The sequence below is a fragment of the Streptomyces sp. NPDC036813 genome (assembly GCF_055609245.1).
In genome coordinates this window covers 298607-312944 of sequence record NZ_JBVJPV010000006.1, presented here as the reverse complement: position 1 = coordinate 312944, position 14338 = coordinate 298607, and the positions used below count along the sequence as shown (strand labels likewise).

The following is a 14338-nucleotide window of genomic DNA, read 5'->3' as shown; positions in this document are numbered from 1 at the left end:
GATGCGTATCGCATTAGGCAACATCTCGATCCTCTGTCAGCCGAGGAGTGGCCATGGCTCAGCAGGTCCGCGCGGTCGTCGCACGCAGCAAGGGTGCCCCCGTCAGTCTCGAAACGATCATCGTGCCCGACCCCGGTCCGGGTGAGGCCGTGGTCAAGATCGAGGCATGCGGGGTCTGCCACACCGATCTGCACTACCGCGAGGGAGGCATCAGCGACGACTTCCCCTTCCTGCTGGGGCACGAGGCCGCCGGTGTCGTGGAGGCGGTCGGGGAGGGCGTCACCGACGTGGCGCCCGGTGACTTCGTCGTACTGAACTGGCGCGCCGTGTGCGGCCAGTGCCGTGCGTGTCTGCGCGGCCGGCCCTGGTACTGCTTCGACACGCACAACGCCAAGCAGAAGATGACTCTGACCGACGGCACGGAACTCTCCCCGGCCCTCGGCATCGGCGCGTTCGCCGAGAAGACCCTGGTCGCCGCGGGGCAGTGCACCAAGGTCGACCCGGCCGCGTCCGCGGCCGCTGTCGGTCTGCTCGGGTGCGGCGTGATGGCGGGCCTCGGCGCGGCGATCAACACCGGCAACGTCGGCCGCGGCGACACCGTCGCGGTGATCGGCTGCGGCGGTGTCGGCGACGCGGCGATCGTCGGGTCCAAGCTGGCCGGCGCCGCGAAGGTCATCGCCGTCGACATCGACGACCGCAAGCTCGCCACCGCCGAGAAGCTGGGCGCCACCCACACGGTCAACTCCAAGGCGACCGACGCGGTCGAGGCGGTGCGTGAACTGACCGGCGGTTTCGGCGCCGACGTCGTCATCGAGGCCGTCGGCCGCCCGGAGACGTACCAGCAGGCCTTCTACGCCCGCGACCTCGCGGGCACGGTGGTGCTGGTCGGGGTTCCCACCCCGGAGATGAAGCTGGAGCTGCCGCTGTTGGACGTCTTCGGCCGGGGCGGGGCGCTGAAGTCGTCCTGGTACGGCGACTGCCTGCCTTCCCGGGACTTCCCGATGCTCGTCGACCTCTACCTCCAGGGCCGCCTCGACCTGGACGCCTTCGTCACCGAGACCATCGCGCTCGACGACGTCGAGAAGGCCTTCGAGCGCATGCATCACGGTGACGTCCTGCGCTCGGTGGTGGTCCTGTGACGGCCGGCGCCCGCATCGAACGCCTCGTCACGTCGGGGACGTTCTCCCTGGACGGCGGCACCTGGGACGTCGACAACAACGTCTGGATCGTCGGGGACGACGACGAGGCCGTGGTGATCGACGCGGCGCACGACGCCGACGCCATCGAGCGGGCTCTCGGCGGACGCGCCCTGCGCGCCATCGTCTGCACCCACGCGCACAACGACCACATCGACGCCGCGCCCGCCCTCGCCGAGCGCACCGGCGCCCCGATCCTGCTGCACCCGGACGATCTGCCGCTGTGGCAGCAGACCCATCCGGACCGCAAACCGGACGGCGAGCTGGCCGACGGGCAGCGGTTGACGGTCGCGGGCACGGAGCTGACCGTGCTGCACACCCCGGGCCACGCCCCGGGAGCCGTCTGTCTGCACGCCCCCGCGCTGGCCGCGCTCTTCAGCGGCGACACGCTGTTCGCCGGCGGTCCGGGGGCGACGGGGCGGTCGTACAGCGACTTCCCGACCATCATCGACTCCATCAGCGGGCGTCTGCTCTCCCTGCCGCACGACACCGTCGTGCACACCGGTCACGGCGACACCACCACCGTCGGCGCCGAGGCGCCGCATCTTCAGGAGTGGATCGACCGCGGCTTCTGACCCGCCGCCCCGGCGTGATGGCGGCCCTGCCCGGCACCGGCGGCAGGGCCGTCGCCGCACCGCGCGCTGCGCCCCCGGTGGTGCGCCCGCGTCTCCTCACCCGCGCCCCGCATGTGCGCTTGACCCCCTTGCTCACCTGCGCTTTCGCAGGCGCTCCGGCGTGCCCGGAAAACGCCGCCGGACCTCGCGCAACCAGCCCGGTGAACGCCTTGACAACGCTTCTCGGCGGCCCGCAGACTGACGTTGCGCTAACCGCAATCCGTTTCGCTATACGCACCGAGGTGTCATGATGATTCCCGCGTGCCGTCTCGCGGATCTGCCGCGAGGCGAGGCCCACCGGCTCGACATCGACCCGCCGGTCTCGGTGTTCCACACCGACGACGGCGAGCTCTACGCCATCGACGACACCTGCACCCACCAGGACGCCTCGCTCGCCGACGGCTGGCTGGAGGGCTGCGAGGTCGAATGCCCGCTGCACGCCTCGAAGTTCGACCTCAGGACCGGGGCGGTGGACGCCCCGCCGGCCAAGCTCCCGGTCCGCACCCACGAGGTCGTCGTCGAGGACGGCATGATCCACGTCCGGCTGTCCACCGAGGCACCCAACCTGCCCCCGTGCGTCGCCGCCCGCCTGGCCGGAGGCCCCGCGTGAGGACCGTCGCCGTCGTGGGCGCCTCACTGGCCGGCCTGTCGGCCGCGCGCTCGCTGCGGCGACGGGGCTACGACGGCCGGCTGGTCGTCGTCGGTGACGAGCCCCATCGCCCCTACGACCGGCCGCCGCTGTCCAAGGAGTTCCTGGCGGGAACCCTCGGCGAGGCGGACCTGGCGCTGGAGCGCGACGGCGAGGACCTCCAGGCGGAGTGGGTGCTCGGCACCCGCGCCACCGCGCTGGACCGCACCGAGCGGGCGATACGGCTCGCCGACGGCCGCGAGATCCGCGCCGACGGCGTCGTCCTCGCGACCGGCGCCGCCGCCCGCACCCTGCCCGGCACGGACGGCCTCGCGGGCGTCCACACGCTGCGCACCCTGGACGACGCCCGCGCCCTTCGGGACGAACTGGCCCTCGGCGGACGGCTGGTGGTGATCGGCGGCGGCTTCGTCGGCGCCGAGGTCGCCTCCACGGCGTACGCCCTCGGCCTCGACGTCACCGTGATCGAGGCGGCCCCGACACCGCTGGCCGGACCGCTCGGCGCGGACATGGGGGCGGTCGTCTCCGCCCTCCATGCCGACCACGGCGTACGGCTGCTGTGCGGGGTCGGCGTCAAGGGGCTGAGCGGCGAGCGGCGCGTCGACGCCGTTCTGCTGGAGGACGGCCGCACCGTCCCCGCGGACATCGTCGTCGTCGGCATCGGGGCGCGCCCCGGTGTCGAGTGGCTGCGCGGCTCCGGCGTCGCCCTCGACAACGGCGTCACCTGCGGCTCGGACGGCCGCACCAGCCTCGCCGGGGTGGTCGCCGTCGGCGACTGCGCCAACTGGTACGACCCGTACACCGGCACGCACCGCCGCGTCGAGCACTGGACGGGTGCGCTGGAGCGGCCCGACGCCGCGGTGGCCACCCTGCTCGCGTACGGCGCGCGGGAGCCGGGGGCGCCCCGGCCGCCGTACTTCTGGTCCGACCAGTACGGCGTGAAGATCCAGTTCACCGGGCACGCCGCCGGCGCCGACAGTGTGACGGTCGAGGAGGGGCGCACCGACGAGCGCAGCTTCCTCGCCGTGTACCGGCGGGCCGGCGCTCCAGTCGCCGCGCTCGGGATGAACCAGCCGCGGCTGTTCACCCGCTGGCGCAAGCAGCTCGCCGCGACCTCTTGACACCCCTCACGCGGCCCCCGATGCTGCGTTGCACATCACACGCGACACTGCGCCATTCGCAACATCAGAACGACATGTCGCCGCACCACGCTTCTCCCACAACGCCGTTCGAAGTCGCTCTTCCCGGCGCGTGACCTACCGACCCACGACGTTCCCCCGAGGAGTGCATCCGTGACCTCGACCAGCCTGCCGGACAGCCTGATCGCCACCCTCCCCGGCTCCTCCTACACCGACCAGGGCATCTTCGCCCAGGAACAGGAGCGCATCTTCGAGGCGATGTGGTTCTGCGTCGCGCGCGCCTCCGACCTGCCGAAGCCCGGCGCCTTCCGCACCGTCGACGTGGGCCGCGAGTCCATCCTCGTCACCCGCGCCCGGGACCACTCGATCCGCGCGTACTTCAACGTGTGCCGGCACCGCGGCGCCAAGCTCTGCACGCAGGAGTCCGGCGAGGTCAAGCGCGCCTTCCAGTGCCCGTACCACGCCTGGACCTACGACCTGAACGGCAAGCTCGTCGCGGCGCCCAACCTCACCAAGATGCCCGACGTCGGCCGCACCGAGTACGGCCTGGTCGACGTGGCCGTCCGGGAATGGCTCGGCTATGTGTGGGTGTGCCTGGCGGAGAACCCGCCCTCCTTCGAGGACGACGTGATGGGCGCGGTCGTCGAGCGCCTCGGGGACGTGGCGGCGATCGAGCGCTACGGCATCGAGAACCTCGCGGTGGGCAAGCGGATCACCTACGACGTGCAGGCGAACTGGAAGCTCATCATCGAGAACTTCATGGAGTGCTACCACTGCGCCACCATCCACCCCGAACTGACCGAGGTGCTCCCGGAGTTCGCCGACGGCTACGCCGCCCAGTACTACGTCGGGCACGGTGCGGAGTTCGGCGAGGAGGTCAAGGGCTTCACCGTCGACGGCTCCGAGGGCCTGGACCGCATCCCCGGGGTGTCCGAGGACCAGGACCGGCGCTACTACGCGATCACCGTCAAGCCGCAGGTCTTCATCAATCTCGTGCCCGACCATGTGATCTTCCACCGGATGTACCCGGTCGCCGTCGACCGCACGGTCGTCGAGTGCGACTGGCTGTACCTGCCCGGGGTGGTGGAGAGCGGCAAGGACGTCAGCCGGTCCGTGGAGCTGTTCGACCGGGTCAACCGCCAGGACTTCGACGCCTGCGAGCGCACCCAGCCCGGCATGAGCTCGCGGCTGTACGCCAAGGGCGGTGTCCTGGTGCCCAGCGAGCACCACATCGGCGCCTTCCACGACTGGGTGCACGAGCGGCTCGGCACGCGGCAGCCGGAGTGAGGCGGGGGTGGGGCGCCCGGGGCCCGCGCGGGGGGCGTACGCGGGCCGTGCGGCGGTCGTGCTCCGGGCACACCGGCCCGGGAATCGTGTGCGGCGGTCGTGCTCCGGGCGCTCGGCCCGGGCAGGGGCCGGGCGCTCAGCCCAGGTACCCCATGCGGTGGCTGATCTCCTCCGCACCCTTGACCAGCACCGGAGCCAGCTCGTGCATGCGCTCCTCGGTGAACCGGTAGGCGGGGCCGGAGGCGCTGATCGACGCGATCACCTGGCCCTCCCGGTCCCGGATCGGCGCTGCCATCGCGTGCAACCCGATCTCCAGCTCCTCCAGCGTCCAGGCGTACCCGCGCTCCCGGGCCTCGGCGAGGTTCCTCTCCAGCTTCGCCTTGGACGAGATCGTGTGCGGGGTCACCTTCTTCAGACCGGATTCGGACAGCAGCACCGCGCGCTGCTTGGCCGGCAGGTGGGCCAGCATGACCTTGCCGCTGGAGGTGGCGTGCAGCGGGGTGAGCTGGCCGACCCAGTTGTGGGCGGTCACGGCGGCCGTACCGCGCACCTGGTAGAGGTTGATCGCGTAGTGCTCCTGCATCACGGCGATGTTGACCGTCTCGCCGATCTCCTCGGCGAGACGCTCGCACACCGGCCGGCCCTGCTGGGTGATGTCGATACGCCCCGTGACGGCGCCGGCCAGGCGCACGATGCCGAAGCCGAGCCGGTACTTGCCGCGCTCGCCCGCCTGCTCCACCAGGCCGCGCGCCTCCAGGGCGCCGAGCAGGCGGAACGCGGTGGACTTGTGCACATCCAGCTCGCCGGCCACCTCGCTGACGCCGGCCTCTCCCCGCTGGGCGAGGATCTCGAGCACGCTGATGGCACGGTCGACGGACTGCACACCGCCGGACGGCGCGCCGTTCGTTTCGGTATCCGGACTGTAGTTGCTCATAGCGGAACTATACGCGCGGTAAACAACGCGATTGCAAGTAACGCAGTGTGAACAAAGAATCTTGTAAGTTGCGCCGTCCGCAACCTAGTGCGTATAGCGCTACCCGTACTAGCATCCGTCGCGTATCGACGGCGCGATTCGAGTGAGACGAGGCACCATGGCTGTCCTGCACTACGACTTCGTCATCGTCGGCGGTGGATCGGCCGGCAGCGCACTGGCGAACCGGCTCTCGGCCGACCCCGGCAACCGGGTGCTCGTCCTGGAGGCGGGCCGCTCCGACTATCCCTGGGACGTCTTCATCCAGATGCCCGCGGCGCTGACCTACCCGATCGGCAGCCGCTTCTACGACTGGAAGTACGAGTCCGAGCCCGAGCCCCACATGGGCGGCCGGCGCATCTACCACGCCCGCGGCAAGGTGCTCGGCGGCTCCAGCAGTATCAACGGCATGATCTTCCAGCGCGGCAACCCCATGGACTACGAGCGCTGGGCCGCCGACCCCGGCATGGAGAGCTGGGACTACGCCCACTGTCTGCCGTACTTCAAGCGGATGGAGAACTGTCTCGCGGCCGACCCGGACGACGAGTTCCGCGGCCACGACGGGCCCCTCGTCCTCGAGCGCGGGCCGGCCGAGAACCCGCTGTTCGGCGCCTTCCTCAAGGCCACCCAGGAGGCGGGCTACGCCCCCACCGACGACGTCAACGGCTACCGGCAGGAGGGCTTCGCCAAGTTCGACCGCAACGTCCACCGCGGGCGCCGGCTGTCCGCCTCCAAGGCCTACCTCAAGCCCGTGATGAAGCGGCCGAACCTCACGGTGACCACCCGCGCCCTCGTCACCCGCGTCCTGTTCGAGGGCAAGCGCGCCGTCGGCGTCGAGTACCGGCGCGGACGCGGCGCCCCGCAGCAGGTCAGGGCCGGCGAGGTCATCCTGTGCGGCGGCGCGATCAACTCCCCGCAGCTCCTGCAGCTGTCCGGCGTCGGCAACGCCGCCGAGCTGTCCGCCCTCGGCGTCGACGTGGTGCACGACCTGCCGGGCGTCGGCGAGAACCTCCAGGACCACCTCGAGGTCTACGTCCAGTACGCCTGCAAGCAGCCCGTCTCCATGCAGCCGTACATGGCGAAGTGGCGCGCCCCCTTCATCGGGCTGCAGTGGCTGATGCGCAAGGGACCGGCCGCCACCAACCACTTCGAGGCCGGCGGCTTCGCCCGCAGCAACGACGAGGTGGAGTACCCCAACCTGATGTTCCACTTCCTGCCCGTCGCGGTCCGCTACGACGGCTCCTCGCCGGCCGGCGGCCACGGCTACCAGGTGCACGTGGGACCCATGTACTCCGACGCCATCGGCTCGGTGAAGATCAAGAGCCGGGACCCGAGGGTGCACCCGGCGCTGCGCTTCAACTACCTCTCCACCGAGCAGGACCGCCGGGAGTGGGTGGAGGCCATCCGGGTCGCCCGCGAGATCCTGGGCCAGCCCGCACTCTCCCCCTACAACGGCGGCGAGATCTCGCCCGGGCCCTCCGTCGAGACCGACGAGGAGATCCTCGCCTGGGTCGCCAAGGAGGGCGAGACCGCCCTGCACCCGTCGTGCACCTGCAAGATGGGCACCGACGACATGTCGGTCGTCGACCCGCTCAGCATGAAGGTGCACGGCACGGAGGGGCTGCGCGTGGTGGACGCCTCGGTGATGCCGTACGTCACCAACGGCAACATCTACGCGCCCGTGATGATGGTCGCCGAGAAGGCGGCCGACCTCATCCTCGGCAAGCAGCCGCTGGAGCCGTCGAAGGCCGCGTACTACCGGCACCGAGACGCCCAGCAGCAGGTCGGGTAGCCATGGCCGCCGACGCCCTGCGCTCGTTGCTCGGCCGCGTCCGCTACGAGGTGCTGCCGGCCCGGACGACCGAGGAGAAGGTCCTCGCCCATGTCCCGCGCGACGTCGTGGTCACCGTCACGGCGTCGCCGGTCAAGGGTCTGGAGCCGACACTCGCCCTCACCGAGCGGCTCGCGGCGCACGGATACCGGGTCGCCCCGCACGTGCCCGCGCGGCTGCTGCGGGACGACACGCACCTCAAGGACGTGGCCGAGCGGCTGCGCTCGGTGGGTGTCGACGACGTCTTCGTGCCGGCGGGCGACGCCGACCCGCCCGCCGGGCCGTACACGGGAGCGCTGCCGGTGCTGCGCCGGCTGGACGAGCTGGGCGGGCCCTTCGCGCACCGGGGCATCACCGGGTATCCGGAGAGCCATCCGCTGATCCACGACGACATCACCGTCCAGGCGATGTGGGACAAGCGGGCGCACGCCACGTACATCGTCAGCAACCTCTGCTTCGACCCGCGCGTGCTGGCCCACTGGATCGCCCGGATACGGCATCGCGGGGTCACCCTGCCCGTGTACGTCGGGGTGGCCGGGCCCGTGCAGCGGGCGAAGCTGCTGGCCATGGCGACGAAGATCGGCGTGGGGGAGTCGACGCGCTTCCTCACCCGGCACGCCTCGTGGTTCGTGCGGTTCGCCACGCCCGGGGGATACGCGCCGGAGAAACTCCTCACGCGTGGCGCGCAGGCGCTCACCGCGCCCTCAGCCGCGGTGGCGGGCCTGCACCTGTTCACCTTCAACCAGATCGCCGAGACCGAGCGGTGGCGCCGCGCGCTGCTCGACCGCCTCGGCTGAGCCGGCGCCGTCGTGCGCGCGGCCTCTCGCCACTGGGTGAATCGGGATCCGCAGACCTCTTGACGGTGGTCGCCCCGTCGGTCAGGGTGTTCCACCACAAGCAATTCAATGCATAATGCGCAACGAAATCCTGAAGGGTCGGCGCATGGCAGATCTGTATGTGGACGGCGAATGGCGCGCCCCCGTGGCCGGTGGCAGCCGGGAGATCCGCTGCCCGGCGGACGGCACACTCGTCGCGACGGTCTCCGAGGCAACGCGCCCCGACACCGAGGCGGCCATCGCCGCGGCACGGCGGGCCTTCGACGCCGGCCCCTGGCCCCACACCCCCGAACGTGAGCGCGGCGCCCTGCTGCTGCGCACCGCCGACATCCTGGAGCGCGACGCGAAGGAGTTCGCCCGCGCCGAGTCCCTCGACACCGGCAAGCGGCTCGTGGAGAGCGAGTACGACATCGCCGACGTCGTCTCCTGCTTCCGCTACTACGGCGGCATCGCCGGCAGCGACGCCGGCCGGGTGGTCGACACCGGCCGCGACGACGCCGTCAGCCGGGTCACCTACGAACCCGTCGGCGTCTGCGGACTGATCACCCCGTGGAACTACCCGCTGCTCCAGGCCTCTTGGAAGGTCGCCCCGGCCCTCCTCGCCGGCAACACGATCGTGCTGAAGCCCAGCGAACTCACCCCCTCCACCTCCGTCCTGCTGATGAAGGCACTGGAGGAGGCGGGGCTGCCGGCCGGCACGGCCAACCTGGTCCTCGGCGCCGGAGCCGAGGCGGGCGCGCCGCTGTCCGAGCACCGGGACGTCGACATGGTCTCCTTCACCGGCGGCCTGGACACCGGCCGGCACATCATGGCCACCGCCGCGGCGAGCGTGAAGAAGGTCGCGCTGGAGCTCGGCGGCAAGAACCCCAACGTCGTCTTCGCCGACGCCGACTTCGAGGCGGCCGTCGACTTCGCGCTCACCGCGGTCTTCCTGCACTCCGGGCAGGTCTGCTCGGCCGGCGCCCGGCTCGTCGTCGAGGACTCGATCCACGACGCCTTCGTGGACGAGGTCGTCCGCCGGGCCCGCAGGATCCGCCTCGGCGGGCCCTTCGACCCGGAGGCGGAGACCGGCGCGCTGATCTCCGCACAGCACCGGGAGAAGGTCGAGGCGTACGTCGCCGCCGGCCTCGCCGAGGGCGCCGTACTGCGCTGCGGCGGGGCCCGCCCCGACGACCCCGCCCTCTCCGAGGGCTTCTACTACCTGCCCACGGTCCTCGACGAATGCCACCAGGGCATGCGCGTGGTGCACGAGGAGTCCTTCGGCCCCGTCCTCACCGTCGAGCGCTTCCACGACGAGGACGACGCCGTCCGCATCGCCAACGACACCGAGTACGGACTCGCCGGAGCCGTCTGGACGCAGGACGCCGGCAAGGCCCAGCGGGTCGCTCGCCGGCTGCGCCACGGCACCGTCTGGATCAACGACTACCACCCCTATGTACCGCAAGCCGAATGGGGTGGCTTCGGCTACTCCGGCGTGGGCCGAGAGCTGGGGCCGACCGGCCTCGCCGAGTACCGAGAGCCCAAGCACGTCTGGCAGAACATCCAACCCCGGCCGCAGCACTGGTTCAGCGGCTGAACGCCGAAAAGAGGTCGAACGTGACCACAGCACAGACCGAGGTGCCGCAGCGGCGCCGCACGTCCCAGAACCCCGAGGACCGCACCCCGGTCATCTCCGTGCGCCGGCTGTGGAAGGTGTTCGGGCCCAAGGCCGACCAGGTGCCGCAGTCCGAGGAGTTGTGCGGGCTGACCCGCCGCGAACTCATGGACCGCACCGGATGCACCGCCGCCGTGCGCGACGTCAGCTTCGACGTCTCGCCCGGTGAGGTCTTCGTCGTCATGGGCCTGTCCGGCTCCGGCAAGTCCACCCTGGTGCGATGTCTGACCCGGCTGATCGAACCCACCTCCGGCGAGATCGTCTTCGAGGGTGAGGACATCCGCGACGCCGACGCCAAGCGGCTGCGCGAACTGCGGCGCAGCAAGTTCTCCATGGTCTTCCAGCACTTCGGCCTGCTGCCGCACCGCAAGGTCGTGGAGAACGTGGCGTTCGGCCTGGAGATCCGGGGCATGGGCCGCTCCGAGCGCATGCGCCGGGCCCGCGAGGTCGTCGAACTCGTCGGCCTCGCCGGATACGAGAACTCCTACCCCGACCAGCTCTCCGGCGGCATGCAGCAGCGCGTCGGCCTCGCCCGCGCCCTGGCCGGCGACCCCGAGGTGCTCCTCTTCGACGAGCCGTTCTCCGCGCTCGACCCGCTGATCCGACGCGACATGCAGAACGAGGTCATCCGGCTGCACCACGAGGTCGGCAAGACCATGGTGTTCATCACCCACGACCTCTCCGAGGCCCTCAAGCTGGGCGACCGCATCCTCATCATGCGCGACGGCAAGATGGTCCAGTGCGGCACCGGAGACGAACTCGTCGGCGCCCCCGCCGACGACTACGTACGCGACTTCGTGAAGGACGTGCCGCGCGGCGACGTCCTCACCCTGCGCTGGATCATGCGCCCCGCGCAGCCCGACGACGCCCTCGACGGCCCCGAGCTGGGCCCGGACGTCGTGGTGCGCGAGGCGACCCGCGCGGTGCTGGCCGCGGAGAAGCCGGTCAAGGTCGTCGAGAACGGCAAGCTGCTCGGCATCGTCGGCGACGAGGAGATACTCGCCGTCGTCGCCGGGCAGGAGGGCGGTGCCTGATGGCCGCCGTCGCCGATGCGACCGCGCCGGTCGCGCCCCTGCGAGAGAAGATCAGCCGCCCCATGGTGGTGGGGGCGATCTTCGTGGCCTGGCTGGTGTTGTTCGCCGTGCTGCGCGGCCGGCAGACCCTCACCCTCGCCGCAGCCGACCTCACCGGCCTGCACCGCTGGCTGAACGACGTCAACGACACCATCGGAGCCAACCGCAACTCCAACCCGCTGTTTTTGTACTTCTTCAACGAGATCCGGCTGGGCATCGACAACCTGGTCACCTTCGTCCAGTCGCTGATCTCCCAGCCCACCGCCGGCCGCCCGGTCCCGCAGATCGGCTGGCTCGGGGTCGTCGGCCTCGCGGGCTACCTCTCCTGGGCCGTGGGCAACTGGCGGGTCGCCCTGCTGGCCGTGGCCGGCTTCACCTTCTTCGGGCTCCAGGGCCTGTGGCAGGAGAGCATGGACACGCTGGCGCTGACCCTGTCGGCCGTGTTCGTGGCGCTGCTCATCGGCATCCCGCTCGGCGTGTGGGCCGGCCTCTCGGACCGGTTCAACAAGGTCATGACGCCGTTCCTGGACTTCATGCAGACGATGCCGACCTTCGTCTACCTGGCCCCGCTGACCCTGGTGTTCCTCATCGGCGGCGCCTCCGCCGTGATCACCACGGTGATCTACGCGGCGCCGCCCGCCATCCGCATCACGGCGCACGCCATCCGCTCCGTGCCCGAGACCACCGTGGAGGCCGCGGACTCGCTCGGCACCACCCGCAGACAGCAACTGGTGAAGGTGCTGCTGCCGATGTCGAAGCGCACGGTGGTCATGGGCGTCAACCAGACCATCATGGCGGCCCTCGCCATGGTGACCATCGCCGCCCTGATCGACGCGCCCGGCCTCGGCAAGACCGTCGTCCAGGCCCTGCAGTCGCTCGACGTGGGCACCGCGTTCAACGCCGGTCTCGCCATCGTCGTGATGGCCATCGTGCTCGACCGCGTCACCACGGCGGCCGCGGGCCGAGCCGAGACGGCCCGCCGCGCGAGCGGACGGCTGGCGACGTGGCGCCGGCCGTTGCTGGCCGCGGGCGGCGTCGGCACCGCCTTCCTGCTCTACGTCTCCCACACCTACGTCTACGCGGCCGAGTTCCCCGGGGACGGCACCGTCGGCACGCACATCGCCAGTGCCGCCGACACCACGACCACCTGGCTGCAGGACCACCTGTCGGGCCTGACCAACGCCCTGCGCGACGTCATCACCACCGGCCTGCTCAACCCCTTCCAGACGCTGCTCACCGACTCCCCGTGGTGGCTCGTCGGCCTCACCCTGGTCGCCCTCGGCGCGGTCCTCGGCGGCTGGCGCGCCGCGGCCACGGCCGCCGTGTGCGTCGGGCTGCTCGTCGGGACGGGGCTGTGGTCGGACGGCATGACCACGCTGGCCTCCACGGCGGTGGCCACGGTGCTGGTGATGCTGCTGGGCGCCGTCTTCGGCGTATGGATGGGGCGCAGCGCCCTGGTGGACCGGCTGGTGCGACCCACACTGGACGCGGCGCAGGTCATGCCGCCGTTCGTCTATCTGGTGCCGTTCCTGGCGCTGTTCGGGGCGACCCGGTTCACCGCGATCGTCGCGGCCGTCGTCTACGCGGCACCGGTGGCGATCAAGATCATCGCGGACGGGGTGCGGACCGTGCCCGAGGCCACCGTGGAGGCGGCCACCTCGGCCGGCTGCAACACCTGGCAGATCATCACCAAGGTCCAGCTGCCCGTGGCCCGCAGTGCCCTGACGCTCGCCACCAACCAGGGTCTGATCTACGTCCTGTCGATGGTCGTGGTCGGCGGCCTGGTGGGCGCCGGTGCCCTCGGCTACGACGTCGTGGCCGGATTCTCGCAGGGGCAGCTGTACGGCAAGGGCCTGGCGGCGGGGCTCGCCATCGTCCTGCTGGGAGTCATGTTCGACCGGATCACTCAGGCTGCGGCACGACGCACCCGGGCGTAAGGAGCACCACACCATGGCACGACACTGGAGAACCGGCGCGGCCGGCCTGACCGTTCTCGGTCTGACGCTCACGGGATGCGTGGGAGCGAAGGTCGGCGAGAACACCTCCGCCGCGAAGAACGCGGACGGCTCCTGCGGCACCTTCAACCTGGCCGTCAACCCGTGGGTCGGCTACCAGGCGGACGCGGCGGTCGTCGCGTACGTGGCGCAGCACGATCTCGGCTGCAAGGTCAACAAGAAGGACCTGAAGGAGGAGATCGCCTGGCAGGGCTTCGGGACCGGCGAGGTCGACGCGGTCCTGGAGAACTGGGGCCACGACGATCTGAAGAAGAAGTACATCACCGGTCAGAAGACCGCCGTCCCGGCCGGGCAGACCGGCAACAAGGGCGTCATCGGCTGGTGGGTGCCGCCGTGGCTGGCCAAGGCCCACCCCGACATCACCGACTGGCGCAACCTCAACAAGTACGCCGCCGACTTCAGGACCTCCGAGTCCGGCGGCAAGGGCCAGCTCCTCGACGGCGACCCGTCCTACGTCACCAACGACGCTGCGTTGGTGACGAACCTGAAGCTGAACTTCAAGGTGGTGTACGCGGGCAGCGAGACCGCGCTCATCCAGGCGTTCCGCAACGCGGAGAAGAACAAGCAGTGGCTGATCGGCTACTTCTACGAGCCGCAGTGGTTCATGTCGGAGGTGCCGCTGGTCAAGGTCACCCTGCCGGCGTACAAGACCGGCTGCGACGCCGACGCGGCCAAGATCGCCTGTGACTATCCCGTCTACGGCCTCGACAAGATCGTCAGCGCGCAGTTCGCCAAGTCGGGCAGCCCGGCGTACAAGCTGGTGAAGAACTTCCGCTGGACCAACGAGGACCAGAACGTGGTCGCCAAGTACATCGCCGTGGACAAGATGTCCGACGACGCGGCGGCCAAGAAGTGGGTGGAGGCGAACCGCGACAAGGTGGAGGCCTGGCTGAAGTAACGGGGCCGCACGGCAGAGCTGTTGGAGATGCCCGGTGGGCGGCGCGCACACGTGCGTGCCGCCCACCGGGCATCGCCGCGTCCGGGCCGTTCTCCGGCCCGTTTTCCGACGTCACGCACCCCTTGACACCCATCACGGGGACAGGCAGATTGAGTTGCGCAACCTGAATCGAGTTGCGT

The 14338-nt window shown here is 70.7% G+C and carries 12 protein-coding genes; 11 read left to right on the top strand and 1 reads right to left on the bottom strand.

From position 1 onward, the window contains the following. The first annotated feature begins 53 nt into the window (after nt 1-53). From ACZ67Q_RS15810 to ACZ67Q_RS15790, 5 genes are all read left to right on the top strand, one after another. Nucleotides 54-1139: an S-(hydroxymethyl)mycothiol dehydrogenase gene (locus tag ACZ67Q_RS15810; protein ID WP_471181766.1), complete on the top strand. Its 1086-nt coding sequence runs from the start codon at nt 54-56 to the stop codon at nt 1137-1139. After that, nucleotides 1136-1771, top strand: coding sequence for an MBL fold metallo-hydrolase (locus tag ACZ67Q_RS15805; protein WP_471181763.1), 636 nt, complete (start codon nt 1136-1138; stop codon nt 1769-1771). Before ACZ67Q_RS15810 ends, ACZ67Q_RS15805 begins: the two co-directional genes overlap by 4 nt. Before the next feature lie 286 nt (nt 1772-2057). Beyond that, complete coding sequence (locus ACZ67Q_RS15800) at nt 2058-2420, top strand: bifunctional 3-phenylpropionate/cinnamic acid dioxygenase ferredoxin subunit (protein WP_361624286.1); 363 nt, start codon at nt 2058-2060, stop codon at nt 2418-2420. Continuing rightward, entirely contained in the window at nt 2417-3577 is a 1161-nt protein-coding gene (locus ACZ67Q_RS15795) for an NAD(P)/FAD-dependent oxidoreductase (protein WP_471181758.1), read from the top strand. The genes ACZ67Q_RS15800 and ACZ67Q_RS15795 overlap by 4 nt, the downstream gene beginning before the upstream one ends. Nucleotides 3578-3748: 171 nt before the next feature. Further along, a complete protein-coding gene (locus ACZ67Q_RS15790) occupies nt 3749-4882 on the top strand; it encodes an aromatic ring-hydroxylating oxygenase subunit alpha (protein WP_471181756.1) in 1134 nt (377 codons plus the stop codon). A gap of 136 nt (nt 4883-5018) precedes the next feature. On the opposite strand, the gene ACZ67Q_RS15785 is transcribed toward ACZ67Q_RS15790, so the two are convergent. Then, a complete protein-coding gene (locus tag ACZ67Q_RS15785) occupies nt 5019-5816 on the bottom strand; it encodes an IclR family transcriptional regulator (RefSeq protein ID WP_471181753.1) in 798 nt (265 codons plus the stop codon). Between the two features lie 157 nt (nt 5817-5973). On the opposite strand from ACZ67Q_RS15785, the gene betA reads away from it, so the two are divergent. From betA to ACZ67Q_RS15755, 6 genes are all read left to right on the top strand, one after another. Next, on the top strand, nt 5974-7644 hold the full coding sequence (betA, locus tag ACZ67Q_RS15780; protein WP_471181750.1) for a choline dehydrogenase: 1671 nt from the start codon (nt 5974-5976) through the stop codon (nt 7642-7644). 2 nt (nt 7645-7646) lie between these two features. Further along, entirely contained in the window at nt 7647-8480 is an 834-nt protein-coding gene (locus ACZ67Q_RS15775) for a methylenetetrahydrofolate reductase (protein WP_471181747.1), read from the top strand. Between the two features lie 145 nt (nt 8481-8625). Then, the gene (locus ACZ67Q_RS15770) at nt 8626-10095 is read left to right on the top strand and encodes an aldehyde dehydrogenase family protein (protein ID WP_471181744.1); all 1470 of its coding nucleotides are present in this window, start codon (nt 8626-8628) and stop codon (nt 10093-10095) included. Nucleotides 10096-10115: 20 nt separating this feature from the next. Next, nucleotides 10116-11207: a quaternary amine ABC transporter ATP-binding protein gene (locus tag ACZ67Q_RS15765; RefSeq protein WP_471181742.1), complete on the top strand. Its 1092-nt coding sequence runs from the start codon at nt 10116-10118 to the stop codon at nt 11205-11207. Then, nucleotides 11207-13183 (top strand): ABC transporter permease, encoded by a 1977-nt coding sequence (locus tag ACZ67Q_RS15760; RefSeq protein WP_471181740.1) that lies wholly within the window; start codon nt 11207-11209, stop codon nt 13181-13183. The genes ACZ67Q_RS15765 and ACZ67Q_RS15760 overlap by 1 nt, the downstream gene beginning before the upstream one ends. A gap of 13 nt (nt 13184-13196) precedes the next feature. Next, complete coding sequence (locus tag ACZ67Q_RS15755; RefSeq protein WP_471181737.1) at nt 13197-14159, top strand: ABC transporter substrate-binding protein; 963 nt, start codon at nt 13197-13199, stop codon at nt 14157-14159. The last annotated feature ends 179 nt before the right edge of the window (nt 14160-14338 follow it).